Below are 19020 nucleotides of genomic sequence, written 5' to 3'. Positions count from 1 at the left end.
GTGTTATGCGCGTCCTGTTGGTGGAACACGAGTCAGAGGCGGCCGAGGCGATGGGCCGCAGCCTTGAAGAGGCCAGTTACACGGTGGAGGTGGCGGCCAATGGCATGGCGGCCCTGCGCTTTGTGGAAAACACCGAATACGACCTGGTGATCCTGGATGTGATGCTGCCGGGGTTGAATGCCTGGAAGCTGCAGCAGGCGATTCGGTTGAAAGGTGAGACACCGATGCTGTTTTTGACCACGCCTGACGGGATTGAAGACCGGCTGCGTGGGCTGGAATTGCATGAGGATGATTATTTGCTCAAGCCGTTTGAGGCCCGGGCGTTGGTGGCGCGGGTGAAGAAAGTGTTGCGGCGGGATCGTGGGCGCTGACTGATTCTGGCTTTTGTGGTGTTTGATCGACCGCTTTCGCGAGCAAGCCCGCTTCCACATTTGACCGCATTCCAAAGGATGTACTCGGTCAAATGTGGGAGCGGGCTTGCTCGCGAAGAGGCCCACACAGCCACCGCAACTCCAGCTACCTCAACCCATCCCGAAACTGCCCCGGCGTGATCCCGGTCCAGCGCTTGAACGCCCGGTTGAAACTGCTGGTATCGGCAAACCCCAACAAATGACTGATCTCCGCCAGCGAGCACTCGGGGTCCCGCAGGTGCAGCAGCGCGAGGTTCTCCCGGCACTCATTGAGCAGCGCATCAAACCGGCAGCCCTCATCCGCCAAGTGCCGCTGCAAGCTGCGCAAACTCAAATGCAACGCCTGGGCGATGCGCTCGGCACTCGGCTCACCGTCGGGTAACTGCGCTTCAATGGCCGAACGCACTTTGCGCTCCCAGGTCAGCGGTCGCAGTTGTGCCAAGGTGCGCTTGAGTACGGTTTCATTGTGTTCGGCCAACTCCGGGTTGGCATCATCCAGATGACTGTCAAAGTCCTGGGCGGCGAATTCCAGACGGTCTTCCTCGGCGGCGAAAAACACGGGTGCACGAAACACCGTGTGCCACGGCTTGGGATCGGCCGGCTCGGGCCGCCTCAGGTATACCGCCAGCGGCGCATAATCCCGGCCCAGCCGATTACGGCAGGTACGCACATAAATCGCGGCGAATGCATCGATCGCTTCAAACGCTGGCGCCGGCGTGCCCGCAGGCTGTTGCAGGCGAAAGTGGTAACGTTCGCCCTCCCGGCTAAGCTCCAGGCTCAGGGCATCGCTGACCACCTGGTGATAGCGCACGATCCGCTCGAACACTTCCCGCAGGCTGCCGCTGGCCACCAGCGCGTAACCCAGCGCATGAAAAGTGGTTGGGCTGACAAACCGCGACACCCGCAAGCCAATCGCCGGGTCGCCACTGGCCTGCACCGCCAGTTCCCACAGGCGCGTGGTGGCCGACAACGGATAGCGCGCGTTGGGATCGTCCATCTGCTGCGGGTCGAGCCCGGCCTGGGCGCACAACGCGGCGCTGTCGAGGCCCAGGGCGTCGAGCTGCTTGCGCAGGGCGCGGGTCCAGCTGGCGAGGGAGGTCGGTTCGGTCATGTTGATTGGCGCTTGCGGTCAACAGGTTGGCGTGTGGGGCTAGCGTCCCGCCAGATCGCATAGGGCAGGATGTACGCATCAATAAGACAGAGGATGGAAGCATGGACGGTACTTCTGCAAGCCCCCGGCAGATGAACGCACAGCAGCGTTCAGCGCATATTCGTGAAGTGGTGCTGGCCGAGGGCCTGTTATTGCGCCAGCGCCACCCGTGGCTGCTGCATCAGGACGCGTTGGGTGCGGGCATCCTGGCCTTTGCTCTGGTGGGCATGCTGGGTTCAGCGTCGCTGTACATCACCGGGCACATGGCGTGGTGGGTGTGCCTGCTGCTCAACGCGTTCCTCGCGTCATTGACCCACGAGCTGGAACACGACCTGATCCACAGCATGTACTTTCGCAAGCAACGCCTGCCCCACAACCTGATGATGGGCCTGGTGTGGCTGGCGCGACCCAGCACCATCAACCCTTGGGTGCGACGCCATATTCACCTGAATCACCACAAGGTGTCCGGCAGCGAAACCGATATCGAAGAGCGTGCAATCACCAATGGTGAGCCGTGGGGCTTCGCACGCCTGCTGATGGTCGGCGACAACATCATGTCGGCGCTGATCCGGGTGCTGCGCGCACCGACCTGGAAGCACAAGCTGGGCATTCTCAAGCGCACGGCGCTGGTCTACGCACCGCTGGCGCTGCTGCATTGGGGCGCTTGGTATGTGTTCCTCGGCTTCCATGCTGCCAATGGCATCGCCAGCCTGCTGGGCGCGCCAATCGACTGGTCGGCCAACACGCTGGCAGTGATGCACGTCATCGACATCGCCGCCGTGGTGATCATCGGCCCCAACGTGCTGCGCACTTTCTGCCTGCACTTTGTCAGCTCCAACATGCACTACTACGGCGACATTGAGCCGGGCAATGTGATCCAGCAAACCCAGGTGCTCAACCCGTGGTGGTTGTGGCCGTTGCAGGCGTTCTGCTTCAACTTCGGCAGCACCCACGGGATCCATCATTTCGTGGTCAAGGAGCCGTTCTACATCCGCCAGATGACGGTGAAAACGGCGCACAAGGTGATGGCTGAGATGGGTGTGCGCTTTAACGATTTCGGCACGTTTGCCCGGGCCAATCGGTTTGAGCGCATTGCCGATTCGTCTGTAGCGATCAATCCGGCTGAAACGGCGACGCACTGAGGATTACTCCTGGTTAGCAGGCAATAAAGGCCAGGGGCAGGTCGCGGATCTGTTCGCGCACCGGCGGCTGGTAGTGATCGTCGCTGATCAGTTCGTGCAGCAGTTCTTCACGCAACTGATGGAAGTCGAAACTGCTGCGCTGGCGCGGATGGGGCAGGGCGATGTCCACCACCTGCTTGATCCGCCCCGGGCGGGGCTCCATGACCACCACGCGGTCGGCGAGAAAAATCGCTTCTTCCACGTCGTGGGTCACCAGGATCGTGGTGATTTTCGCCCGCGCGCGGATGGCCAGCAGTTCGTCCTGCATCTGCTGGCGGGTCAGGGCGTCGAGGGCGCCGAAGGGTTCGTCCAGCAGCAGGATGCGCGGGCTGGCCACCAGGCCGCGGGCAATCGCCACCCGTTGCGCCATCCCGCCCGACAGCTGGTGCGGGTAGGCACGAGTGAAGTCGGTGAGGCCCACCAGCTCGATAAAATCGCCGATGCGCTGCTGCTTTTCGGCAACGCTAAGGGGCTCGTTGACCAGGCCCAGGCCGATGTTTTCTTCCACCGTCAGCCAAGGGAACAAACGGTGTTCCTGGAACACGATGCCGCGCTCGCCACCAATCCCGCTGACGGCCTTGCCATCGACGCTGATCTGGCCGCGAAACTGTGTGTCCAGGCCCACCAGCAAGCGCAGCAGGGTGGATTTTCCACAGCCGCTGGAGCCGACGATCGCAACGAACTCACCTTCGGCGATATCCAGGTTGAATTCGCATATGGCCTCCAGTTCGAAGCCGTCGACGTCAAAGGATTTGCCCACATGGGTGAAGCTGACGATAGGTGCGTTCATGCGTGTCTCCAGCGCGTGGCGCGGGTTTCGATGCGTTGGCCGATAAGGTTGAGAGCGGCGCCGGTGAGGCCCACCAGGAGCATGCCGCTCATGATCAGGTCCATGCGCAGCAGTTGCTGGGCACCGATCATCAGGCTGCCGATGCCGCCGTTGGACGGCATGAAATATTCAGCGCCGATGGTGCCCAGCCAGGCGTAGATCAGGCTCAGGCGCAGGCCGGCAAAAATCCCCGCTGCCGCACCCGGCAGCACCAGGCGGCGCAGGCGCTGGCCGAGGCTCAAGCGCAGGACTTGGGCGGCCTCATTCAGTTGCGCAGACAGGTTGAGCACGCTGCGTTGGGTGGCGATAAACAGCGGGAAAAACGCGGCCAGGGCGATGAACACCCACTTGGCCAGTTCGCCGAGGCCGAACCAGGCAGTGAGCAGCGGGACCCAGGCGAAAATCGCAATCTGGCGCAGGGCGGCGAGCGTCGGGCCGAGTACCCGTTCACTGGTGCGCGACAGGCCCAGCAGCAAGCCGACGATGAAGCCCATTCCACCACCCAGCACCAAGCCGCCCAAGGTTCGCCCGAGACTCAGGGCCAGGGCGCTGACCAGGCTCATGTCCAGCACCCCGGCCACCGTGGTTTGCAGGACTGCCCATGGGCTGACCAGGATGTTCGGATCCACCCAGGCCTGCTGTGTTGCCAGTTGCCACAGCGCCACTAAACCCAGCGGCAGCAGCCATGGTTGCAGGCGTTGCCAGCCTTGGTAGCGCGGGCCACGGCGAATCTGTGCGGTGGCCGGATGCGGCCAGTGCACCCACTTGCGGTCCAGCCAGCCGACGCCGCGGTCCATGACCACGCCCAGCACGCCGATCACCACGATGCACACGAAGACGATATCCAGCATGAACAGCTGCCGCGCCCACACCATCAGGTAGCCGATGCCCTCACTGGAGGCCAGCAGCTCCACGGCCAGCAACGAGGTCCAGCCGGCGGCCAGGGCCAGGCGCACACCGGCCATGAACGCCGGCAATGCGGCCGGCAGAATCAGGCGACGGATCAACAAGTGAGAGGGCAGGCGCAGCACCCGTGCGGCTTCACGCAGGCCGGGCTGGGCGTCGCGCACCCCCACCAGCGTATGCAGGGTGACCGGCACCACAATGGCCTTCACCAGCACCACCAGCTTGAGGGTTTCGCCAATTCCGAAAAACACCATGAATAGCGGGATCCACGCCAGCGTCGGGACCTGCGACAAGGCGCTGAACGTCGGGAACACCAGGCGCTCCGCTCGGGGACTGAAACCCAGCAGCGCCCCCAGCAATGCCCCGGCACTCACCCCCGCCAGCAAGCCCCAAAACAGCCGTTGCAGGCTGATCGCCAAGTGGCTCCACAACTCGCCGCCGGCCAACTCCACCGCGCTGCTCCAGACCAGCGACGGGGCGGGCAGAATCTGCTCGCTCATCCAGTGATTGCGGCTGGCCAGCCACCACAGTGCGAACAACGCCAGCGGCAGCAGCCAGGGCAACAGGCGTTCGCCCAGGTGCGGCCAACGTGGCTGCCGCCCTTGGGCAGGGGCCGCCAGTGGCAGGCTCAACAGCGAGATTCGGGCCATGGATGACCTCCGTTGTCCGGTGGGCTTTATGTTTTTTTGATCTTATAAACAAACAATCAAGACGATTGAGGGATAAGAAAAGCCATTAAAAGCCGCTACCTGACACGCATCCAATGCATTTGGAGAATATTTTCCATGCTGTTGATGCATAGCCTTCTGGGGCCTGCGTTTGGCTGCCTATAGATCTGAAAGCTATTAAATTGTGAATTTATAGTATTTATAGTTTTGACCCGCTTATGCCTACTTTCTGCTCCCCAGGCTACCGCCGCCCTCAGGAGCACCCCCTATGAAGCTGCCCTTCAAACGCTTGATCACCCTCGTTGCCGGCACGGCGTTGGCCGGGCTGGTGCAGGCTGCCGACCTTAAGGAAATCCGCATCGCCGTGCCCGACCTCACCGCCGGTACCCAACACAGCGGCGGTGGTGTAGTGGACGTGCTGCGCCAACAGCAGATCTTCGAAAAGGCCTTCGCCGACCAGGGCATCAAGATCCAGTGGAATTTCTTCAAGGGCGCGGGCCCCGTGATCAATGAAGCCTTCGCCAATGGCCAGGTGGACTTGGCCTACCTGGGCGACCTCGCGGCAATCATCGGCAAATCCAACGGCCTCGACACACGCCTGTTGAGTGCCAGCGCCCGAGGCGTCAAACATTATCTAGGGGTGGTGCCGGGTTCGGGCATCAAGACCCTGCAGGACCTCAAGGGCAAGCGTGTTGCGGTGTTCCGCGGCACCGCCAGCCAACTGTCATTCGACAGTGCATTGGCCAGCCAGGGCTTGAGTGAAAAAGACCTGAAAGTCATCAACCTGGACTTCAACGCCGCCGTCGCCGCACTGGCCGCCAAGCAGATCGACGCGACCTGGGGCAGTTCGGGCCTGAGCGCATTGCAGGCCAAGGGCCTGGCCGAAATCCCGTTGAGCACCAAGGACCTGGGCGACGCCGGCAGTATTCAGAGCGTGCTGGTGGGCAGTGGCAAATTTGTCGATGAGCATCCCGAAGCCGTGGCCACGCTACTCAAAGCGCAGCAGCAAGCAGTGCAATGGCTGACCGATGACAACAACAAGCAGGCCTACATCCAGTTGGTGTCGGGGCTGGCGAGTTATCCACCGGTGATACTGACCAATGATTTGCAAGATCAGAAACTCAGCGAGATTTTCCCGTCGACCCTCGACCCGGTGTTCCTCGCCAAGTTGCAGGACAAGGTGGACCTGGCATCGCAGCAGCGGTTGATCCGCAAGCCGTTCCAGGTGAGCGATTGGGTGGCGCCGAAGTTGGCGGCCGCCGGAATCTGAAGGCCCCCTATCGCAAGCTTCCTTCGTAGCGGGAGTGAGTGTGGCGGTGCACTAGACCGCCACACTCACCTCCTGCTGATCCACTGCCACCAGCGTCTCGATCATCGCCTTCGCCGCCGGCGACAAGCGAAAACCGGTGCGGCTGACGATCCCGCAACGAGCATTCAGGCTCTCCAGGTTCTGCGGCAGGTTGCGCCAGTGCAGCAGCACCAGCTCACCTTTGGCAATGTCCTCGGCAAACGCCTCTTCGGTGCCCACGCCAATCGCATTCGACTGCAACACGATCTTCACCAATGCCGGGAAATGTTCGGTGTGAATGCTCGGTGAGAAATCCATGCGCCCGCTGAGATTCGCCAGCAGTTTGCGAGTGCCTTGGGAAATCAGCGGCGCGGCCAACGGGTAATCAAACATGTCGTTGGTCGACAGGCTGTCCTTGGCCAGCAGCGGGTGCCCCGGGCGGCAGAAAAACACCCCGCGTTTGGGCGTCAGTGGCCGGGTCTGAAAGTTCGGGTCGGACTCGAACTGGCGGATGTCGGCGATAAAAAATTCGATCTCTTCACGGCTCAGGCTGCGGCTGAGCTTTTCCCAGTTATCCACCTGGAAACTGGTGCGGATTTTCGGGTGCGCGGTGATAAAGCGCGCCACCGCATCCGGCACCAGTTTCACCGCCGGCGCCGGGCCGCAACCGAAGCGCAGTTCGCCCGCATCCAGCTTGGTCATGCGCGTGACTTCGCTGCTCAACAAGGCTGCGCCGTGCACCAGGGTCAGGGCGTGTTGCAACACCACCTGGCCTTCGGGCGTGGGGCGCAGGTCCTTGTTGCCACGGTCTACCAGCACGCAGCCGAACTCCTGTTCCAGCCCCTGGATGCTACGGCTGAACGCCGGTTGGGTGATGCCCATGGCGTCGGCAGCACGCACAAAACTGCGGTGCTCGTTGAGGGCAATGAAGTAGCGCAGTTGGCGAAGATCCATATGCTTTCCTGGCATTTTAAAAATAGGTCGAAGGCATTTGCGACCGGGGGAGCTGAGGTTTTAAATGCAAGCTCTTATTCCGTCAACGAAGCATTCGTTCATTTGCTAGACCTAAAATGCATATGAATAGAGCCTTGTTGCACGCTACTCCCAACCGAAAGCTGGCACATGAGGGTCATCACCATGAGCAACGCCGCACTAGCTGTTCAACCCGTCGCCCTGGCGCTGGATATCCACCCGGTGGCCGGACGCATCGGCGCCGAGATCCGTGGCATCACCTTATCCGGCGGGCTGGACGCCGCCACTGTCGACGCCATCCAGCAGGCGCTGGTGCAGTACAAGGTGATCTTCTTCCGCGAGCAGACCCACCTCGATGACCAGAGCCAGGAAGCCTTCGCCCACTTGCTTGGCGAGCCGATTGCCCACCCCACCGTTCCGGTGCGCGACGGCACGCGGTTCCTGCTGGAACTGGACGGCGCCCGTGGCCAGCGCGCCAACTCGTGGCACACCGACGTGACCTTTGTTGATGCCTACCCGAAAGCCTCGATCCTGCGTTCGGTGCTGGCGCCGGCCTCGGGTGGCGACACCGTCTGGGCCAACACCGCGGCGGCCTACAACGACCTGAATGCCGAACTGCGCGAACTGGCGGACAAGCTCTGGGCCGTGCACAGCAACGAATACGACTACGCCGCGCGCAAGCCGGATGTGTCGCCGGAGAAGCTGGAGGAATACCGCAAGATCTTCACCTCGACGGTCTACGAGACCGAGCACCCGGTGGTGCGTGTGCACCCGGTCAGCGGCGAAAAGACCCTGCTGCTGGGACACTTCGTCAAACGCCTGAAGGGCTATTCACAGGTGGATTCGGCGCACCTGTTCAACCTTCTGCAAAGCCACGTCACTCGCTTGGAGAACACCGTGCGCTGGCGCTGGAACACCGGCGACGTGGCGATCTGGGACAACCGCGCCACCCAGCATTACGCAGTGGACGACTACGGCACCCAGGAGCGCATCGTGCGCCGGGTGACGCTCAAGGGCGATGTGCCGGTGAGCGTGCAGGGGCAGCGTAGCCAGACCACCCGCGGCCTATAACTCCAACGCAAATCCCTGTGGCGAGGGAGCTTGCTCCCGCTGGGGCGCGAAGCGGCCCCAAAAAAATGGGACTGCTACGCAGTCCAGCGGGAGCAAGCTCCCTCGCCACAAAAGCTTATCGGTCGTTTCGGGTCACCAGACCCCGATCTGCACCACCTTCTCCGCTTCCGGCTCTCCATACCTGAACCATTGGCCACGCAGATCAATCTCGGCGTGGCTGATGGTGGTGCGCCGCTTCAAGCCTCGCAGCCATTCAAACAGATAACCCCGATGCGCCTCGCGCACATCCGCGTGCGCCGGGTCGGTGCCCAGGTCATGCAATTCCTGCGGGTCATTCTGCAAGTCGAACAACTGCGCGCGGTAACCGTCGTAGGCCAGGTATTTCCAGCGTTCGCTGCGCACCATGGTCATGCGGCAGCGGTCGATGGGCTGGTCCAGGCGTTCCCGAGCCGGGGCCTGGAAGGCGTAGTCGTATTCGGCGATGGCGTAGCGGCGCCAGGTGATGTTTTCACCGTGCAGCAGCGGGATCAGCGAGCGGCCTTCCAGGCGGTGTTCGGCACCGGGTAATCCCAGCGCTTGCAGGAATGTCGGCAGCGCATCGATGGTTTCCACCAGGCGCTCGTCCACCGAGCCACGGCTGATATCGGCGGCAGCCCGAGGGTCGCGCACGATCAGCGGAATACCCACTGCAGGCTCCAGCAGGAATTCCTTTTCACCGAGGAAATGATCGCCGAGGAAGTCACCATGATCGCTGGTAAACACGATCAACGTGTCGTCCCAGCGGCCATTGCTTTCGAGAAAATCAAACAGCCGGCCGAGTTGATCGTCCACCTGCTTGATCAGGCCCATGTAGGTCGGGATCACGTTAAGCCGCACTTCATCCCGGGAGAAATTCAGGCTCTCCTGATGCTGGCGGAAGGCGTGGTACACCGGGTGATCACTTTCCTTTCCGGGCGCCGGCCGAATCGGCGCCTGCACATGCTCAGCGGAGTACAGCGCGTGGTACGGCGCCGGGGCGATGTAGGGCCAGTGCGGCTTGATGTACGACAGGTGCAGGCACCACGGTTGCTCGCCTTGCTCGGTGATGAAGTCGATGGCGCGGTCGGTGGTGTAGACGGTTTCCGAGTGCTGTTCATCCACCCGCGCCGGCAGGTGAGCGTTGCGCATGTGCCAGCCGCTGAGGATTTCCCCGGATTTACCGGCCGCCGCATTTGCCCATTCGTGCCAGGGGTTGGTGCCGTCGTAGCCCTGTTCGCGCAAGTAGTGGGTGTAGGGCGCGGATTCACGTTTTTCGGTGAACAGCGGGCTGTCGGGGAAGATCCCGTCGTGGCGAAAATAGGCTTCGAAGCCGACCTCATTCAGCGGTTGAGCCTGGGCACTGTCGGGGTCGATGTCCAGGCGTTGCAGGGCTTCGAGATTGGGCGTGGCGTGGGTCTTGCCCACCAGTGCGGTGCGGATGCCGTGGGGCCGCAAGTAGTCACCGATGGTCAGTTCTTCCAGGGGCAGTGGCACCGCGTTCCAGGCCACCTGATGGCTGCTGACATAGCGCCCGGTATAGGCCGACATCCGCGACGGGCCGCAAATCGTGCCCTGGGTGTAGGCTCGGCTGAAGCGCACGCCGGCGGCGGCCAGGCGGTCGATGTTGGGGGTGTGCAGATGGGCATGGCCATAGCACGACAGGTAATCGCGGCGCAGTTGGTCGCACATGATGTACAGCACGTTGCGCACGGGTTTGGGTTGGGACATGAGGCTTCACCGAACGGAGGACAGGCGAACGATTTCGCCGCTTGGCGGGCCTTGAAGCAAGTGCATTTGGGGAATGGGTTTTATGCAGTGAGTGCATTTGTTTGGCGACTAACGCTTTCGCGAGCAAGCCCGCTCCCACATTCGATCGCGTTTCTACAGGATGTACGCGGTGAAGTGTGGGAGCGGGCTTGCTCGCGAAGGCGGTCGCTCAGACAGCAAAATTCTCCAGCGCGCACACCTCTTCATCCTGCTCATCAATCACCTTGATCTGCTCGATCATCGCCTCCGCCAGCGGTGACAGCCGATACCCCGCACGACTGACAATCCCATAGCGGGTGTAGCGCTCCTCCAGGTCTTCCGCCAAACCTTCAATTCGCAGGCACACCAGCTCGCCACGGGCCATGTGCAGTACGTCGCTGTTGGCGCTGACGATGCCGATAGCGTCCGAACGCAGCACCACGCCCAGCAGGCTGTAGCCGTTTTCGCATTCGACGTTGGGCGTGTAGTCGGGTCGGCCGCTGAGGTCGACGATGACCTTGCGCAGGTTCGGCGGGCGAATCGTCACCGCCAGCGGATAGCTCATCAGCTCGGCGGCAGTCACGCTTTCCAGCTCCGCCAACGGGTGCCCGGCGCGGCAGCAGAAGTGCCATTTGCGCGGGCGCAAGCGGTGGGTCTGGTAATCCGGGTGGGCCTCGAAATGCCGGGTGTCGGCGACGAAAAATTCGAACTCTTCGCTGAGCAGGCGCTTGCTCAGGCTTTGCCAGTCGTCCACCTGGAACTGCACCCGGGCCTTGGGGTAGCGCCCGATAAAACTGCCGATGGCCCTCGGGATCAAACCTGCCGCTGGCGCCGGGCCGCAACCGAAGCGCAGCTCACCCGCCTCCAGCCCGTTGAACTGGCTGATCTCATTCGCCAGTTGCTGGGCGCCGCTGACCAGCCGCCGCGCATGTTCGAGTAGCACCTGGCCTTGTTTGGTCGGCGCCAGGTCCTTGCGGCCACGGTCTACCAGCTGGCAACCGGCGCTGAGTTCCAGCGCCTGGATGCTGCGGCTGAAGGCCGATTGCGACAGGTTCACGGTCACCGCTGCCGCGACAAAACTGCGTTGCTCGGCAAGAGCGATGAAGTGGCGAAGTTGGCGCAGGTCGATATGCATTTTTCACATTGAAAATATCGGGGAAATGCATTGGCTATGCATTAGGTCGACTCCTTATAAAGGCTATCTCTTATGCAGTAAATGTTTGTAAAAACATAAATAAATAGCCTTTAGGAATATGCGATCCAGCGTATTTCCTGACACCGGAGCCGCTTATGAGCCTGTTGAATCGCGCTGTCCCTCCCTCTCCCTGGCGCCTTAAACGCCTGCCGATGGCGTTGTTGCTGGCGGGCAGTGCCGGTTGGTCCAGCAGCCAGGCGGCCGATGAGCCCGCGCCGGCGCCCAAGGGTGAGAACGCCAGTGGACAGTTGGAAACGGTCACGGTGACGGCGCGGCGGCGTACCGAAAGTGCCCAGGACGTGCCCACGCCCATGAGCGTGATCGGCGGCCAGGCCCTGGAGAGCCAGCGGGTCTACCGGATTCAGGATTTGCAGCAACTGGTGCCCAGCGTCAACGTCGCCTACATGCATGCGCGCCAGTCCAGCGTGTCGATTCGCGGGCTGGGGAACAACCCGGCCAGTGACGGCCTGGAAGGCAGTGTGGGGCTGTACATCGACAACGTGTACCTGGGGCGGCCGGGGATGGCCGTGTTCGACTTGATGGACATCGAACAGCTCGAGGTTCTGCGCGGCCCCCAAGGCACGTTGTTCGGCAAGAACACCACCGCTGGGGTGATCAATATCAGCACCCGTGCGCCGAGTTTTACTCCGGAGCGCAGCATTGAAACGTCACTGGGCGAGGACGGTTACTTCCAGACCAAGGGCACGATTTCCGGCCCGCTGACCGAGGATCTGGCGGGCCGTTTTTCCGCGTACCGCACCCGCAGCGACGGCGACATCAAGAACGAGTACGACGGCCACGACCTCAATGGCGGTTCACGCCAGGGCTTTCGCGGGCAACTGCTGTACAAGCCCAGCGACACCTTCAACCTGCGCTGGATCGGCGACTACAACGAAGAGGACTCCAGCGCCGGCACCCGCGTGCTGTACAGCACCGGGCCGACCATCAATGGCACCAACCTGTATCAATCGCGGGCGGCGGCGGCAGGCGCGACCCTGGTCGACGGCACGCACCGCAAGGTCAACCTTGACAGCGACCAGCACGTCACCGTGTTTCAGGGCGGCACTTCGCTGGAAGCCAACTGGACGCTGCCCAGCGACTTCACCCTGACCTCAGTCAGCTCGTACCGCTGGTGGAATTTCACCCCGCGCAACGACGACGGTCTCAATGTACCGGCCTCCTACAACGCCGGCGTGTCGGTGGAAGACAAGCAGTGGTCCCAGGAATTTCGCCTGGCCTCGCCCACCGGTGGCTTCTTCGATTACGTGCTCGGCGCCTACTACTTCGGCTCCGACCTGGACAACAAATCCTTCGCCTATTACGGGCCCAAGGCCGACATCTGGAACGGCACGCCCACGGGCGCCTTGAACAACGTCAGCAGCGTGGGCAACGGGCATATCCGCACCGACAGTTTTGCGCTGTTCGCCCAAGGCACCTGGCACCTGACCGAGCGCCTGGACTTCACCGCCGGCCTGCGGGGTACCTATGAACAGAAAAGTGCCTGGGTCACGCGCAACGCACCCCTTGGCGGCGACGCAGTCACCGGTGCGGCGGCCACTGCACGACGCGGTCGAACGGGGGCATATGACTCCGGCGACCTCAACCAATACAGCACCAGCCCGTCCGGCTTGTTGAACCTCAGCTATCGCTTCAACGACGACCTGCTGGGCTACGCCACCTTGTCCCATGGCGAGAAATCCGGCGGGGTCAACCTGGCGGTCGGCTCCGCACCCACGGCCGGGCCGGACTCGCTGTTGATCGGTACCGAGCGCGCCAACAATGCCGAATTGGGGTTCAAAAGCACCCTGTGGGACCGCCGCCTGCAACTCAACGCCAACCTGTTCTGGACCCAGGTCAACGGCTACCAGACCAACGCCTACGACGACAGCAACCGCGTGCAGTACCTGACCAACGCCGGCTCGGTGCGCTCACGGGGCGTGGAGGTGGAGAGCACGCTTATCCCGATCAAGGGCCTGACGCTCAACATCAACGGCTCGTACAACGACGTGCAGTACCTGTCGTACAAAGATGCGCCGTGCCCGCCGGAAGTCAGCCTGCGCCCGGGCGCGCCGGCTTCGTGCGACTTGAGTGGCCACCAAGTGGTGGGCGCTTCGAAGTGGATCGCCAACGCCAATGGCGAATACAAATGGAACCTGGATAACGGCTTCGAACCCTACGTCACCGCCAGCTATGCGTTCCGCTCTAAGGCCGTGGGCACGGTGGAGGATTCCGATTACGGGCAGATCCCGGCCTACGCGGTGGTCAACCTCTCCACCGGCCTGCGGGGTAACTACCAGCAGGGGCAGTGGGACGTGTCGTTGTGGCTGAAGAACGCGTTCGACAAGACCTACTACACCACCCTGTGGACCGGCGGTAACGGGGGGTATGAAGGGCTGTTGGGCACCCCGCGCACGCTTGGGGTGACCGGGCGTTACGACTTCTAGGCCGCCACGGGAGCGGGGCGATAAGTCGCCGGGCTGAACACCCGCGTGAGTATCAGCATCGCCACCACCGTCAGCGTCAGCACCAGCCAGGCGCTGACGAAACTGCCGGTCAGTTCCCGCAGCCAGCCAGTCAGCCATGGCGAGATGGCGTTGATCAAAAAGCCCACGCCCTGGACGAACGCCGCCAGCTGGCCGGCTTCCCGAGGGTCGCGGCGGTGATCCAGGGTCAGCAGCAGGCTCAGGGCAAAACACGCCCCAAGGCCGAAGCCGATCAACGCCACCCACAGGTGCGGGAATTCCAGCGGCGCTGCCAGCAGGCCGATATAGCCCACGGTCTGGGCCAGCAGGCTGATGCTCAGCAGCGGCCGACGATCAATGCCGCGTTGCGCCAGGGCGGGCATCAACAGCGCGGCGATCACCTGGAAGATCGTCATGAACGCCAGCAGCGAACCACTGGGCAATACGTCCCAACCCAGCTGCTGATAGTAGGCCGGCAACCACGCGACCATGCTCATGTAGCCGCAATTCACCAGGCCGAAATACAGCGCCAGCAACCACGCCCGACGGTTGCGCAGGCCCTGGAACGGCGCTGTCACCTGCGGGTTTTTCGCCGCGCCCAATGGCAGCCACGCCCACAGCAACAGCGCGCCCAGGGCCGGTAGCAGCCAGATCCCGAGCCCCGCCTGCCAGTGCTGGAAATGCCCCGCCACCAACGGGCTGAGCAGCGCCGCCAATCCACCGCCGCCCATCAGCGACGCCGAGTAAACCCCCATCGCCAGCGGCACGCGCTGGTGAAACTGGCGCTTGATCATCGCCGGCACCAGCGCCTGGATCAGCGCCACACCCGCGCCGCCGAACAATGCCGTGGCCAGCAACGCCGGCGCCTGGCCAAACAGCCAGCGTGCGAGGCACGCCAGCAGGATCATCATCAAACCCAGGGCGATCCCGCGACGTTCTCCCAGCTTCGCCTCCAGGCGCACACCCACCAACGCCACCAGCCCCATGCAAATCACTGGCAGACTGGTGAGCAGGGCGCTGCTCTGGAAACTCAGCCCGGTGGCCAAGCGGATTTCCCCCAGCAATGGGCTGATGGAGCTGAGGATGGGCCGCAGGTTCAGGCCCAGCACTACCAGCAAACCCCAGCCGGCGAGTTTGCCGGCGAACGAATTATTCAGCGTCATGCAGGGCCTGCCATTCACCGTAAAGGGCTTGCATCGCCGCCTGTGGCAGATGCTGCACGGGCAATTTTTGCTCCGCCAAAGGCAACGTCATTTGCTGGTAGATCGCCGCTGTCGACAGGCCAAAAGGTGCTGCCACTTCGTTGCTGGCGGCGAATACCACGCGGGACACGCCGCACAGGTACATCGCACTCAGGCACATCGGGCAGGGCTGGCCGCTGGCGTAGATCACGCAGCCTTCCAGGCGCGGGCCGAGTTGTTGGCTGGCGGCGCGGATGGCGAGCATCTCGGCGTGGGCGGTGAGGTCCTGGCTCAAGTGGATTTCGTTGACCGCTTCCACGAGCACCTTGCCGTCGCGCACCAGGACCGCACCAAACGGGCGGCCACCGGCTGCCACGTTGGCCTTGGCCAGTTGCACGGCGTGATGCAGATGCTGCTGATCGTCAGTCATGGAAAAGCCCTCGTGCGCAATGAGGCGTGAAGTATGGGCAGCCGCCGGAGTATTCTGAAATTAAATATAACCATGCCAATCAGTGGCAAATGGAATGGTGAGCCCATGTTCGATCCCGTGTTGTTGCGCAGCTTTGTCGCCGTCGTCGATTGCGGCAATTTCACCCGAGCGGCTGAGCGCCTGCATTTGACCCAGTCCACGGTCAGCCAACAGATCCGCCGCCTCGAAGACGCACTCGGCAGCCAGGTGCTCGACCGTGATCAGCGTCGCGTGGTGGCCACGGTGGAGGGTGAACGCTTGCTGGCTTATGCGCGGCGCATCCTGGCGCTGCACGAAGAGGCGGCTGACGTGCTGATCAACCAGCAGAGCGATGGCGTGCTGCGCCTCGCGGTGCCCGAGGACTTTGCGGCTGAGCGCTTGATGCCATTGCTGTCGGCGTTTGTGCAGGCTTATCCACGGGTGCGCCTGGAGGTCACCAGCGGCTTGGGGCCGGAGTTGCTGCGGGATTATCGCGGCGGTGAATTCGACGTGCTGCTGGTCAAGCAAATGGGCGACAGTGATGACTGCCTGGCGTCTTGGCCAGAGCCGTTGTGCTGGGTCGACAGCCGCAGTGCGCCCTCTCTGGGACGTGATCCGTTGCCGCTGGTGGCGTTTCCTGCCGGTGGCCTGTATCGCAATGAAATGTTGCATCACTTGGAGGTGGGTGGCTGGCGCTGGCGCATCGGTTATTCCAGCGCGAGCCTGGCCAGCGTGTGTTCGGCGGTGGCGGCGGGGCTGGGAATCAGTTTGCTGCCGGTGCGGGTCGTGCAGCCCGGGCATGTGGTGTTGGGCGCAGACAGCGGTTTGCCGGCGGTGCAGGGTGTGCGGCTGGCGCTGTATGGCCGCAATGGTCTGGGCGCGGCGGGGCAGGCGTTGCTGCGCCAATTGCAGGATTTATGTGCCAGCAATCCCCGCTGAGCCATGCCTTCAGCGAATATTTTGTATGCCTCAAAAGCATTCGGATTTTACGCCTCGGCGCCAGCCCGCGCAGGCCGTGGCTTTGGCGTATCTGGATGTTTCGGTTATTCAATTTGGATCTATCTATAACTTTAAAGATTACTTTAAGAGATAAGCGTCTGGCCCCGATGATTCAGCCCTCGACGGCCGCCAAGGCAGGCCCGTCGGTTTTTTTGCTTAAGACCGCAGGGGAGTTAATCAATGGGCAATGTCCAGACCGCCGCCAGTGCACAAGAGGCGCAGTGGCGCCACGCACCGGGTGGTGAGTTGGTTGACCTTGGCCGGCCGCACCGCGCGCCGTTGGGGCAGTTGCGTACGCAGAAAACCCCCAAGGGTGTGTTGAGTCGGCGTGAAGCGATCCTGTTGGGGATTCTCGCGTTGGCCTTGCATGGTGCGGTGATCTATTGGGTCAGCCAGAAGCCAACCCCGGTGCTGCCGATTGTGCCGCCGGAAATTCCGCCAATGACGATCGAATTTTCCCAGCCGGCGCCGCCGGTTGTGGAGCCGCCACCGCCCGTGCCGCCACCGCCGCCACCACCGGTTGTCGAGCCACCGCCACCGGTGGTTGATGAATTGGCCGCCAAGCCGGCGCCGAAAAAGATTCCGAAACCCAAGCCGGTACCGAAGCCTGTGCCCAAGCCCGCACCGAAACCGGTCGCCGAGCAGCCGCCCGCACCGCCTGTACCTGCGCCACCGGCTCCAGCACCCGCACCGCCTGCGCCAGCGCCGGTAACACCGGCCTCGGCCAACGCCGCGTACCTGAAGAACCCGGCGCCCGAATACCCGTCACTGGCCCAGCGCCGGGGTTGGGAAGGCACGGTGTTGTTGCGGGTGCATGTGTTGGCTACCGGCAAACCGGGTGAGATCCAGATTCAGAAAAGCAGTGGTCGCCAGCAGCTCGACGAAGCCGCACTGGCTGCCGTGAAGCGCTGGAGTTTTGTACCGGCCAAGCAGGGCGATGTGGCCCAGGACGGCTGGGTCAGCGTACCGATCGATTTTAAGATTCATTAATTATTGGATGCGGTGTGTCGGACACATCGCGACCTGCACAGAGGGAAAACATCATGGCATTAGCATCTCCAACTGAGTCCATCGAAAGCGCGGTGATCTGGCTGCTGGTGGTTTTTTCGGTCGCCACCTGGGGCCTGGCCCTGCTCAAGGGCGTTCAGTTCGGCCGCCTCAAGTCCCAGGATCGCAAATTCCATAAACAGTTCTGGGCGGCCTCCAGTCTGGATTCGGCCGCTGAACTGGCTGAAACCAAGCCGGGCGCTGCCGCTCGTGTGGCCCAGGCCGGTTACGCCGCGATTCAGGTGGGTGAGGCGCCACACGCTGCTGACCTGAGCCAGGCGATCAATCATCAGGACCGCCTCGAACGTGCACTGCGCCAACAAATTGTGCGTGAGCGTCGCTCCCTGGAAACGGGCCTGGCGGTGGTCGCGAGTATCGGCAGTACGTCGCCGTTTATCGGTCTGTTCGGTACCGTTTGGGGGATCATGGAAGCCTTGAAAGGCATCAGTGCCGCCGGCTCCGCCAGCCTCGAAACCGTGGCCGGGCCGATTGGTGCCGCGTTGGTCGCCACCGGTGTGGGTATCGCCGTCGCGGTGCCGGCGGTGCTGGTTTACAACTACTTCCTGCGTCGCCTGAAACTCACGGCTGCGGACCTGGACGACTTTGCCCATGACTTCTACAGCCTGGCACAGAAGAACTCGTTCCGTGTGCTGCTGCACCCGACGTTGAGCAAAGCCGGTGCCCAGGGCGGCGTGCAAAAAGTGAAGGAGGCGTCCTGAGATGGCCTTCTCCACGCAAGACAGCGATGAGGTGCTGAGTGAGATCAACGTCACGCCGTTGGTGGATGTGATGTTGGTGCTGCTGGTGGTGTTTATCGTCACGGCGCCGTTGTTGACCAATGCGATTCCGATCAACCTGCCCAAGACTGAGGCCGTGGCGCCGGTGGAGCAGAAAGACCCGCTGGTGGTGAGTATTGATGCTGCGGGCAAACTGTTTATCAACAAGGATGAAATCCAGCCGGATTTGCTGGAATTCAACTTGCAGTCGGCCAAGGCCAAGGACCCGGATGTTCGGGTGCAACTGCAGGCTGACGATGGAGTTAATTATGGCGAAGTGGCGCGAGCCATGGCGTCTATCGAGCGCGCGGGGATTACCAAGCTGTCGGTGATTACTGCACGTTAGTTTCAAATGCCTCGACAATTTTTTTGGCCGTTTCCTTGGCAGGGTGCGGCCTTTTTTTTGGCTTTTTTGGGGGGGTACATATCCGTTATTTAGGTAACGGCCACCTAGGGTTCCGCTCTTACAGCGGGTCACTTTTGAAAAGCGCAAAAGTAACCAAAACGCTCTGCCCCGCCTGTCGGCACCTCGCCTAGGCTCGGTGTTCCCTCACTCCGGCATTACTCCGCGGGCCGCCGCGACGGGCCATCCATGGCCCGGCGCGGCTAAACCGGCGTCCTGCCGGTTTACCCGCTCCGCAATACCTGCGTTCGGCCTCGGGCTGAATGGGGC

17 protein-coding genes are annotated in these 19020 nt (G+C 62.4%); 9 read left to right on the top strand and 8 right to left on the bottom strand.

Annotated features, from left to right (window positions below):
* The first annotated feature begins 5 nt into the window (after window positions 1-5).
* Entirely contained in the window at window positions 6-371 is a 366-nt protein-coding gene (locus tag AU074_RS16085; RefSeq protein WP_076015543.1) for a response regulator transcription factor, read from the top strand.
* Between the two features lie 145 nt (window positions 372-516).
* Here AU074_RS16085 and AU074_RS16080 read toward each other — a convergent pair whose 3' ends face one another.
* Window positions 517-1521, bottom strand: a complete 1005-nt coding sequence (locus AU074_RS16080; protein ID WP_076015542.1) for an AraC family transcriptional regulator — start codon at window positions 1519-1521, stop codon at window positions 517-519.
* A gap of 101 nt (window positions 1522-1622) precedes the next feature.
* On the opposite strand from AU074_RS16080, the gene AU074_RS16075 reads away from it, so the two are divergent.
* Window positions 1623-2702: a fatty acid desaturase gene (locus AU074_RS16075; protein WP_076015541.1), complete on the top strand. Its 1080-nt coding sequence runs from the start codon at window positions 1623-1625 to the stop codon at window positions 2700-2702.
* A 13-nt stretch (window positions 2703-2715) separates the two neighbouring features.
* Here AU074_RS16075 and AU074_RS16070 read toward each other — a convergent pair whose 3' ends face one another.
* Both AU074_RS16070 and AU074_RS16065 read right to left on the bottom strand, forming a co-directional pair.
* Window positions 2716-3531: an ABC transporter ATP-binding protein gene (locus tag AU074_RS16070; RefSeq protein WP_076015540.1), complete on the bottom strand. Its 816-nt coding sequence runs from the start codon at window positions 3529-3531 to the stop codon at window positions 2716-2718.
* Window positions 3528-5126: an ABC transporter permease gene (locus AU074_RS16065; protein WP_076015539.1), complete on the bottom strand. Its 1599-nt coding sequence runs from the start codon at window positions 5124-5126 to the stop codon at window positions 3528-3530. The genes AU074_RS16070 and AU074_RS16065 overlap by 4 nt, the downstream gene beginning before the upstream one ends.
* Before the next feature lie 286 nt (window positions 5127-5412).
* Between AU074_RS16065 and AU074_RS16060 the strand changes: the two genes are divergently transcribed.
* Window positions 5413-6414, top strand: a complete 1002-nt coding sequence (locus tag AU074_RS16060) for an ABC transporter substrate-binding protein (protein WP_076015538.1) — start codon at window positions 5413-5415, stop codon at window positions 6412-6414.
* 51 nt (window positions 6415-6465) lie between these two features.
* Here AU074_RS16060 and AU074_RS16055 read toward each other — a convergent pair whose 3' ends face one another.
* A complete protein-coding gene (locus AU074_RS16055) occupies window positions 6466-7386 on the bottom strand; it encodes a LysR family transcriptional regulator (RefSeq protein WP_076015537.1) in 921 nt (306 codons plus the stop codon).
* 183 nt (window positions 7387-7569) lie between these two features.
* Here AU074_RS16055 and AU074_RS16050 point away from each other — a divergent pair, with 183 nt between their 5' ends.
* On the top strand, window positions 7570-8475 hold the full coding sequence (locus AU074_RS16050) for a TauD/TfdA family dioxygenase (protein WP_076015536.1): 906 nt from the start codon (window positions 7570-7572) through the stop codon (window positions 8473-8475).
* A 132-nt stretch (window positions 8476-8607) separates the two neighbouring features.
* Here AU074_RS16050 and AU074_RS16045 read toward each other — a convergent pair whose 3' ends face one another.
* Both AU074_RS16045 and AU074_RS16040 read right to left on the bottom strand, forming a co-directional pair.
* Window positions 8608-10221, bottom strand: a complete 1614-nt coding sequence (locus AU074_RS16045; protein WP_076015535.1) for an alkaline phosphatase family protein — start codon at window positions 10219-10221, stop codon at window positions 8608-8610.
* 208 nt (window positions 10222-10429) lie between these two features.
* Window positions 10430-11374, bottom strand: coding sequence for a LysR family transcriptional regulator (locus AU074_RS16040; RefSeq protein WP_076015534.1), 945 nt, complete (start codon window positions 11372-11374; stop codon window positions 10430-10432).
* 155 nt (window positions 11375-11529) lie between these two features.
* On the opposite strand from AU074_RS16040, the gene AU074_RS16035 reads away from it, so the two are divergent.
* The gene (locus AU074_RS16035; protein WP_076015533.1) at window positions 11530-13878 is read left to right on the top strand and encodes a TonB-dependent receptor; all 2349 of its coding nucleotides are present in this window, start codon (window positions 11530-11532) and stop codon (window positions 13876-13878) included.
* Here the strand turns inward: AU074_RS16035 and AU074_RS16030 are convergent.
* On the bottom strand, window positions 13875-15059 hold the full coding sequence (locus AU074_RS16030) for a CynX/NimT family MFS transporter (protein WP_076015532.1): 1185 nt from the start codon (window positions 15057-15059) through the stop codon (window positions 13875-13877). The genes AU074_RS16035 and AU074_RS16030 overlap by 4 nt on opposite strands.
* Window positions 15046-15507, bottom strand: coding sequence for a nucleoside deaminase (locus AU074_RS16025; RefSeq protein ID WP_076015531.1), 462 nt, complete (start codon window positions 15505-15507; stop codon window positions 15046-15048). Before AU074_RS16025 ends, AU074_RS16030 begins: the two co-directional genes overlap by 14 nt.
* Before the next feature lie 105 nt (window positions 15508-15612).
* Here AU074_RS16025 and AU074_RS16020 point away from each other — a divergent pair, with 105 nt between their 5' ends.
* From AU074_RS16020 to AU074_RS16005, 4 genes are all read left to right on the top strand, one after another.
* Window positions 15613-16464 carry a LysR family transcriptional regulator gene (locus tag AU074_RS16020; RefSeq protein ID WP_076015530.1) on the top strand — a complete coding sequence of 284 codons (852 nt, stop codon included), beginning with the start codon at window positions 15613-15615 and terminating at the stop codon, window positions 16462-16464.
* Between the two features lie 240 nt (window positions 16465-16704).
* Entirely contained in the window at window positions 16705-17514 is an 810-nt protein-coding gene (locus tag AU074_RS16015; RefSeq protein ID WP_063033616.1) for an energy transducer TonB, read from the top strand.
* A gap of 50 nt (window positions 17515-17564) precedes the next feature.
* Window positions 17565-18290 carry a MotA/TolQ/ExbB proton channel family protein gene (locus AU074_RS16010; RefSeq protein ID WP_143503593.1) on the top strand — a complete coding sequence of 242 codons (726 nt, stop codon included), beginning with the start codon at window positions 17565-17567 and terminating at the stop codon, window positions 18288-18290.
* Window position 18291: 1 nt separating this feature from the next.
* On the top strand, window positions 18292-18693 hold the full coding sequence (locus AU074_RS16005; protein WP_003218118.1) for a biopolymer transporter ExbD: 402 nt from the start codon (window positions 18292-18294) through the stop codon (window positions 18691-18693).
* The last annotated feature ends 327 nt before the right edge of the window (window positions 18694-19020 follow it).

Source organism: Pseudomonas sp. ATCC PTA-122608 (genome assembly GCF_001952855.1).
Lineage (GTDB): Bacteria > Pseudomonadota > Gammaproteobacteria > Pseudomonadales > Pseudomonadaceae > Aquipseudomonas.
The sequence above is the reverse complement of the archived record's forward strand: the minus strand, read 5'-3'. Positions and strand labels throughout refer to the sequence as shown.

What these genes read in the sequence shown, in the direction of transcription:
- AU074_RS16035 (WP_076015533.1), top strand. Translation starts at nt 11,530, where the DNA reads ATGAGCCTGTTGAATCGCGCTGTCCCTCCCTCTCCCTGGCGCCTTAAA.
- AU074_RS16080 (WP_076015542.1), bottom strand. Translation starts at nt 1,521, where the DNA reads ATGACCGAACCGACCTCCCTCGCCAGCTGGACCCGCGCCCTGCGCAAG.
- AU074_RS16045 (WP_076015535.1), bottom strand. Translation starts at nt 10,221, where the DNA reads ATGTCCCAACCCAAACCCGTGCGCAACGTGCTGTACATCATGTGCGAC.
- AU074_RS16050 (WP_076015536.1), top strand. Translation starts at nt 7,570, where the DNA reads ATGAGCAACGCCGCACTAGCTGTTCAACCCGTCGCCCTGGCGCTGGAT.
- AU074_RS16040 (WP_076015534.1), bottom strand. Translation starts at nt 11,374, where the DNA reads ATGCATATCGACCTGCGCCAACTTCGCCACTTCATCGCTCTTGCCGAG.
- AU074_RS16070 (WP_076015540.1), bottom strand. Translation starts at nt 3,531, where the DNA reads ATGAACGCACCTATCGTCAGCTTCACCCATGTGGGCAAATCCTTTGAC.
- AU074_RS16025 (WP_076015531.1), bottom strand. Translation starts at nt 15,507, where the DNA reads ATGACTGACGATCAGCAGCATCTGCATCACGCCGTGCAACTGGCCAAG.
- AU074_RS16085 (WP_076015543.1), top strand. Translation starts at nt 6, where the DNA reads ATGCGCGTCCTGTTGGTGGAACACGAGTCAGAGGCGGCCGAGGCGATG.
- AU074_RS16060 (WP_076015538.1), top strand. Translation starts at nt 5,413, where the DNA reads ATGAAGCTGCCCTTCAAACGCTTGATCACCCTCGTTGCCGGCACGGCG.
- AU074_RS16030 (WP_076015532.1), bottom strand. Translation starts at nt 15,059, where the DNA reads ATGACGCTGAATAATTCGTTCGCCGGCAAACTCGCCGGCTGGGGTTTG.
- AU074_RS16005 (WP_003218118.1), top strand. Translation starts at nt 18,292, where the DNA reads ATGGCCTTCTCCACGCAAGACAGCGATGAGGTGCTGAGTGAGATCAAC.
- AU074_RS16015 (WP_063033616.1), top strand. Translation starts at nt 16,705, where the DNA reads ATGGGCAATGTCCAGACCGCCGCCAGTGCACAAGAGGCGCAGTGGCGC.
- AU074_RS16055 (WP_076015537.1), bottom strand. Translation starts at nt 7,386, where the DNA reads ATGGATCTTCGCCAACTGCGCTACTTCATTGCCCTCAACGAGCACCGC.
- AU074_RS16065 (WP_076015539.1), bottom strand. Translation starts at nt 5,126, where the DNA reads ATGGCCCGAATCTCGCTGTTGAGCCTGCCACTGGCGGCCCCTGCCCAA.
- AU074_RS16020 (WP_076015530.1), top strand. Translation starts at nt 15,613, where the DNA reads ATGTTCGATCCCGTGTTGTTGCGCAGCTTTGTCGCCGTCGTCGATTGC.
- AU074_RS16075 (WP_076015541.1), top strand. Translation starts at nt 1,623, where the DNA reads ATGGACGGTACTTCTGCAAGCCCCCGGCAGATGAACGCACAGCAGCGT.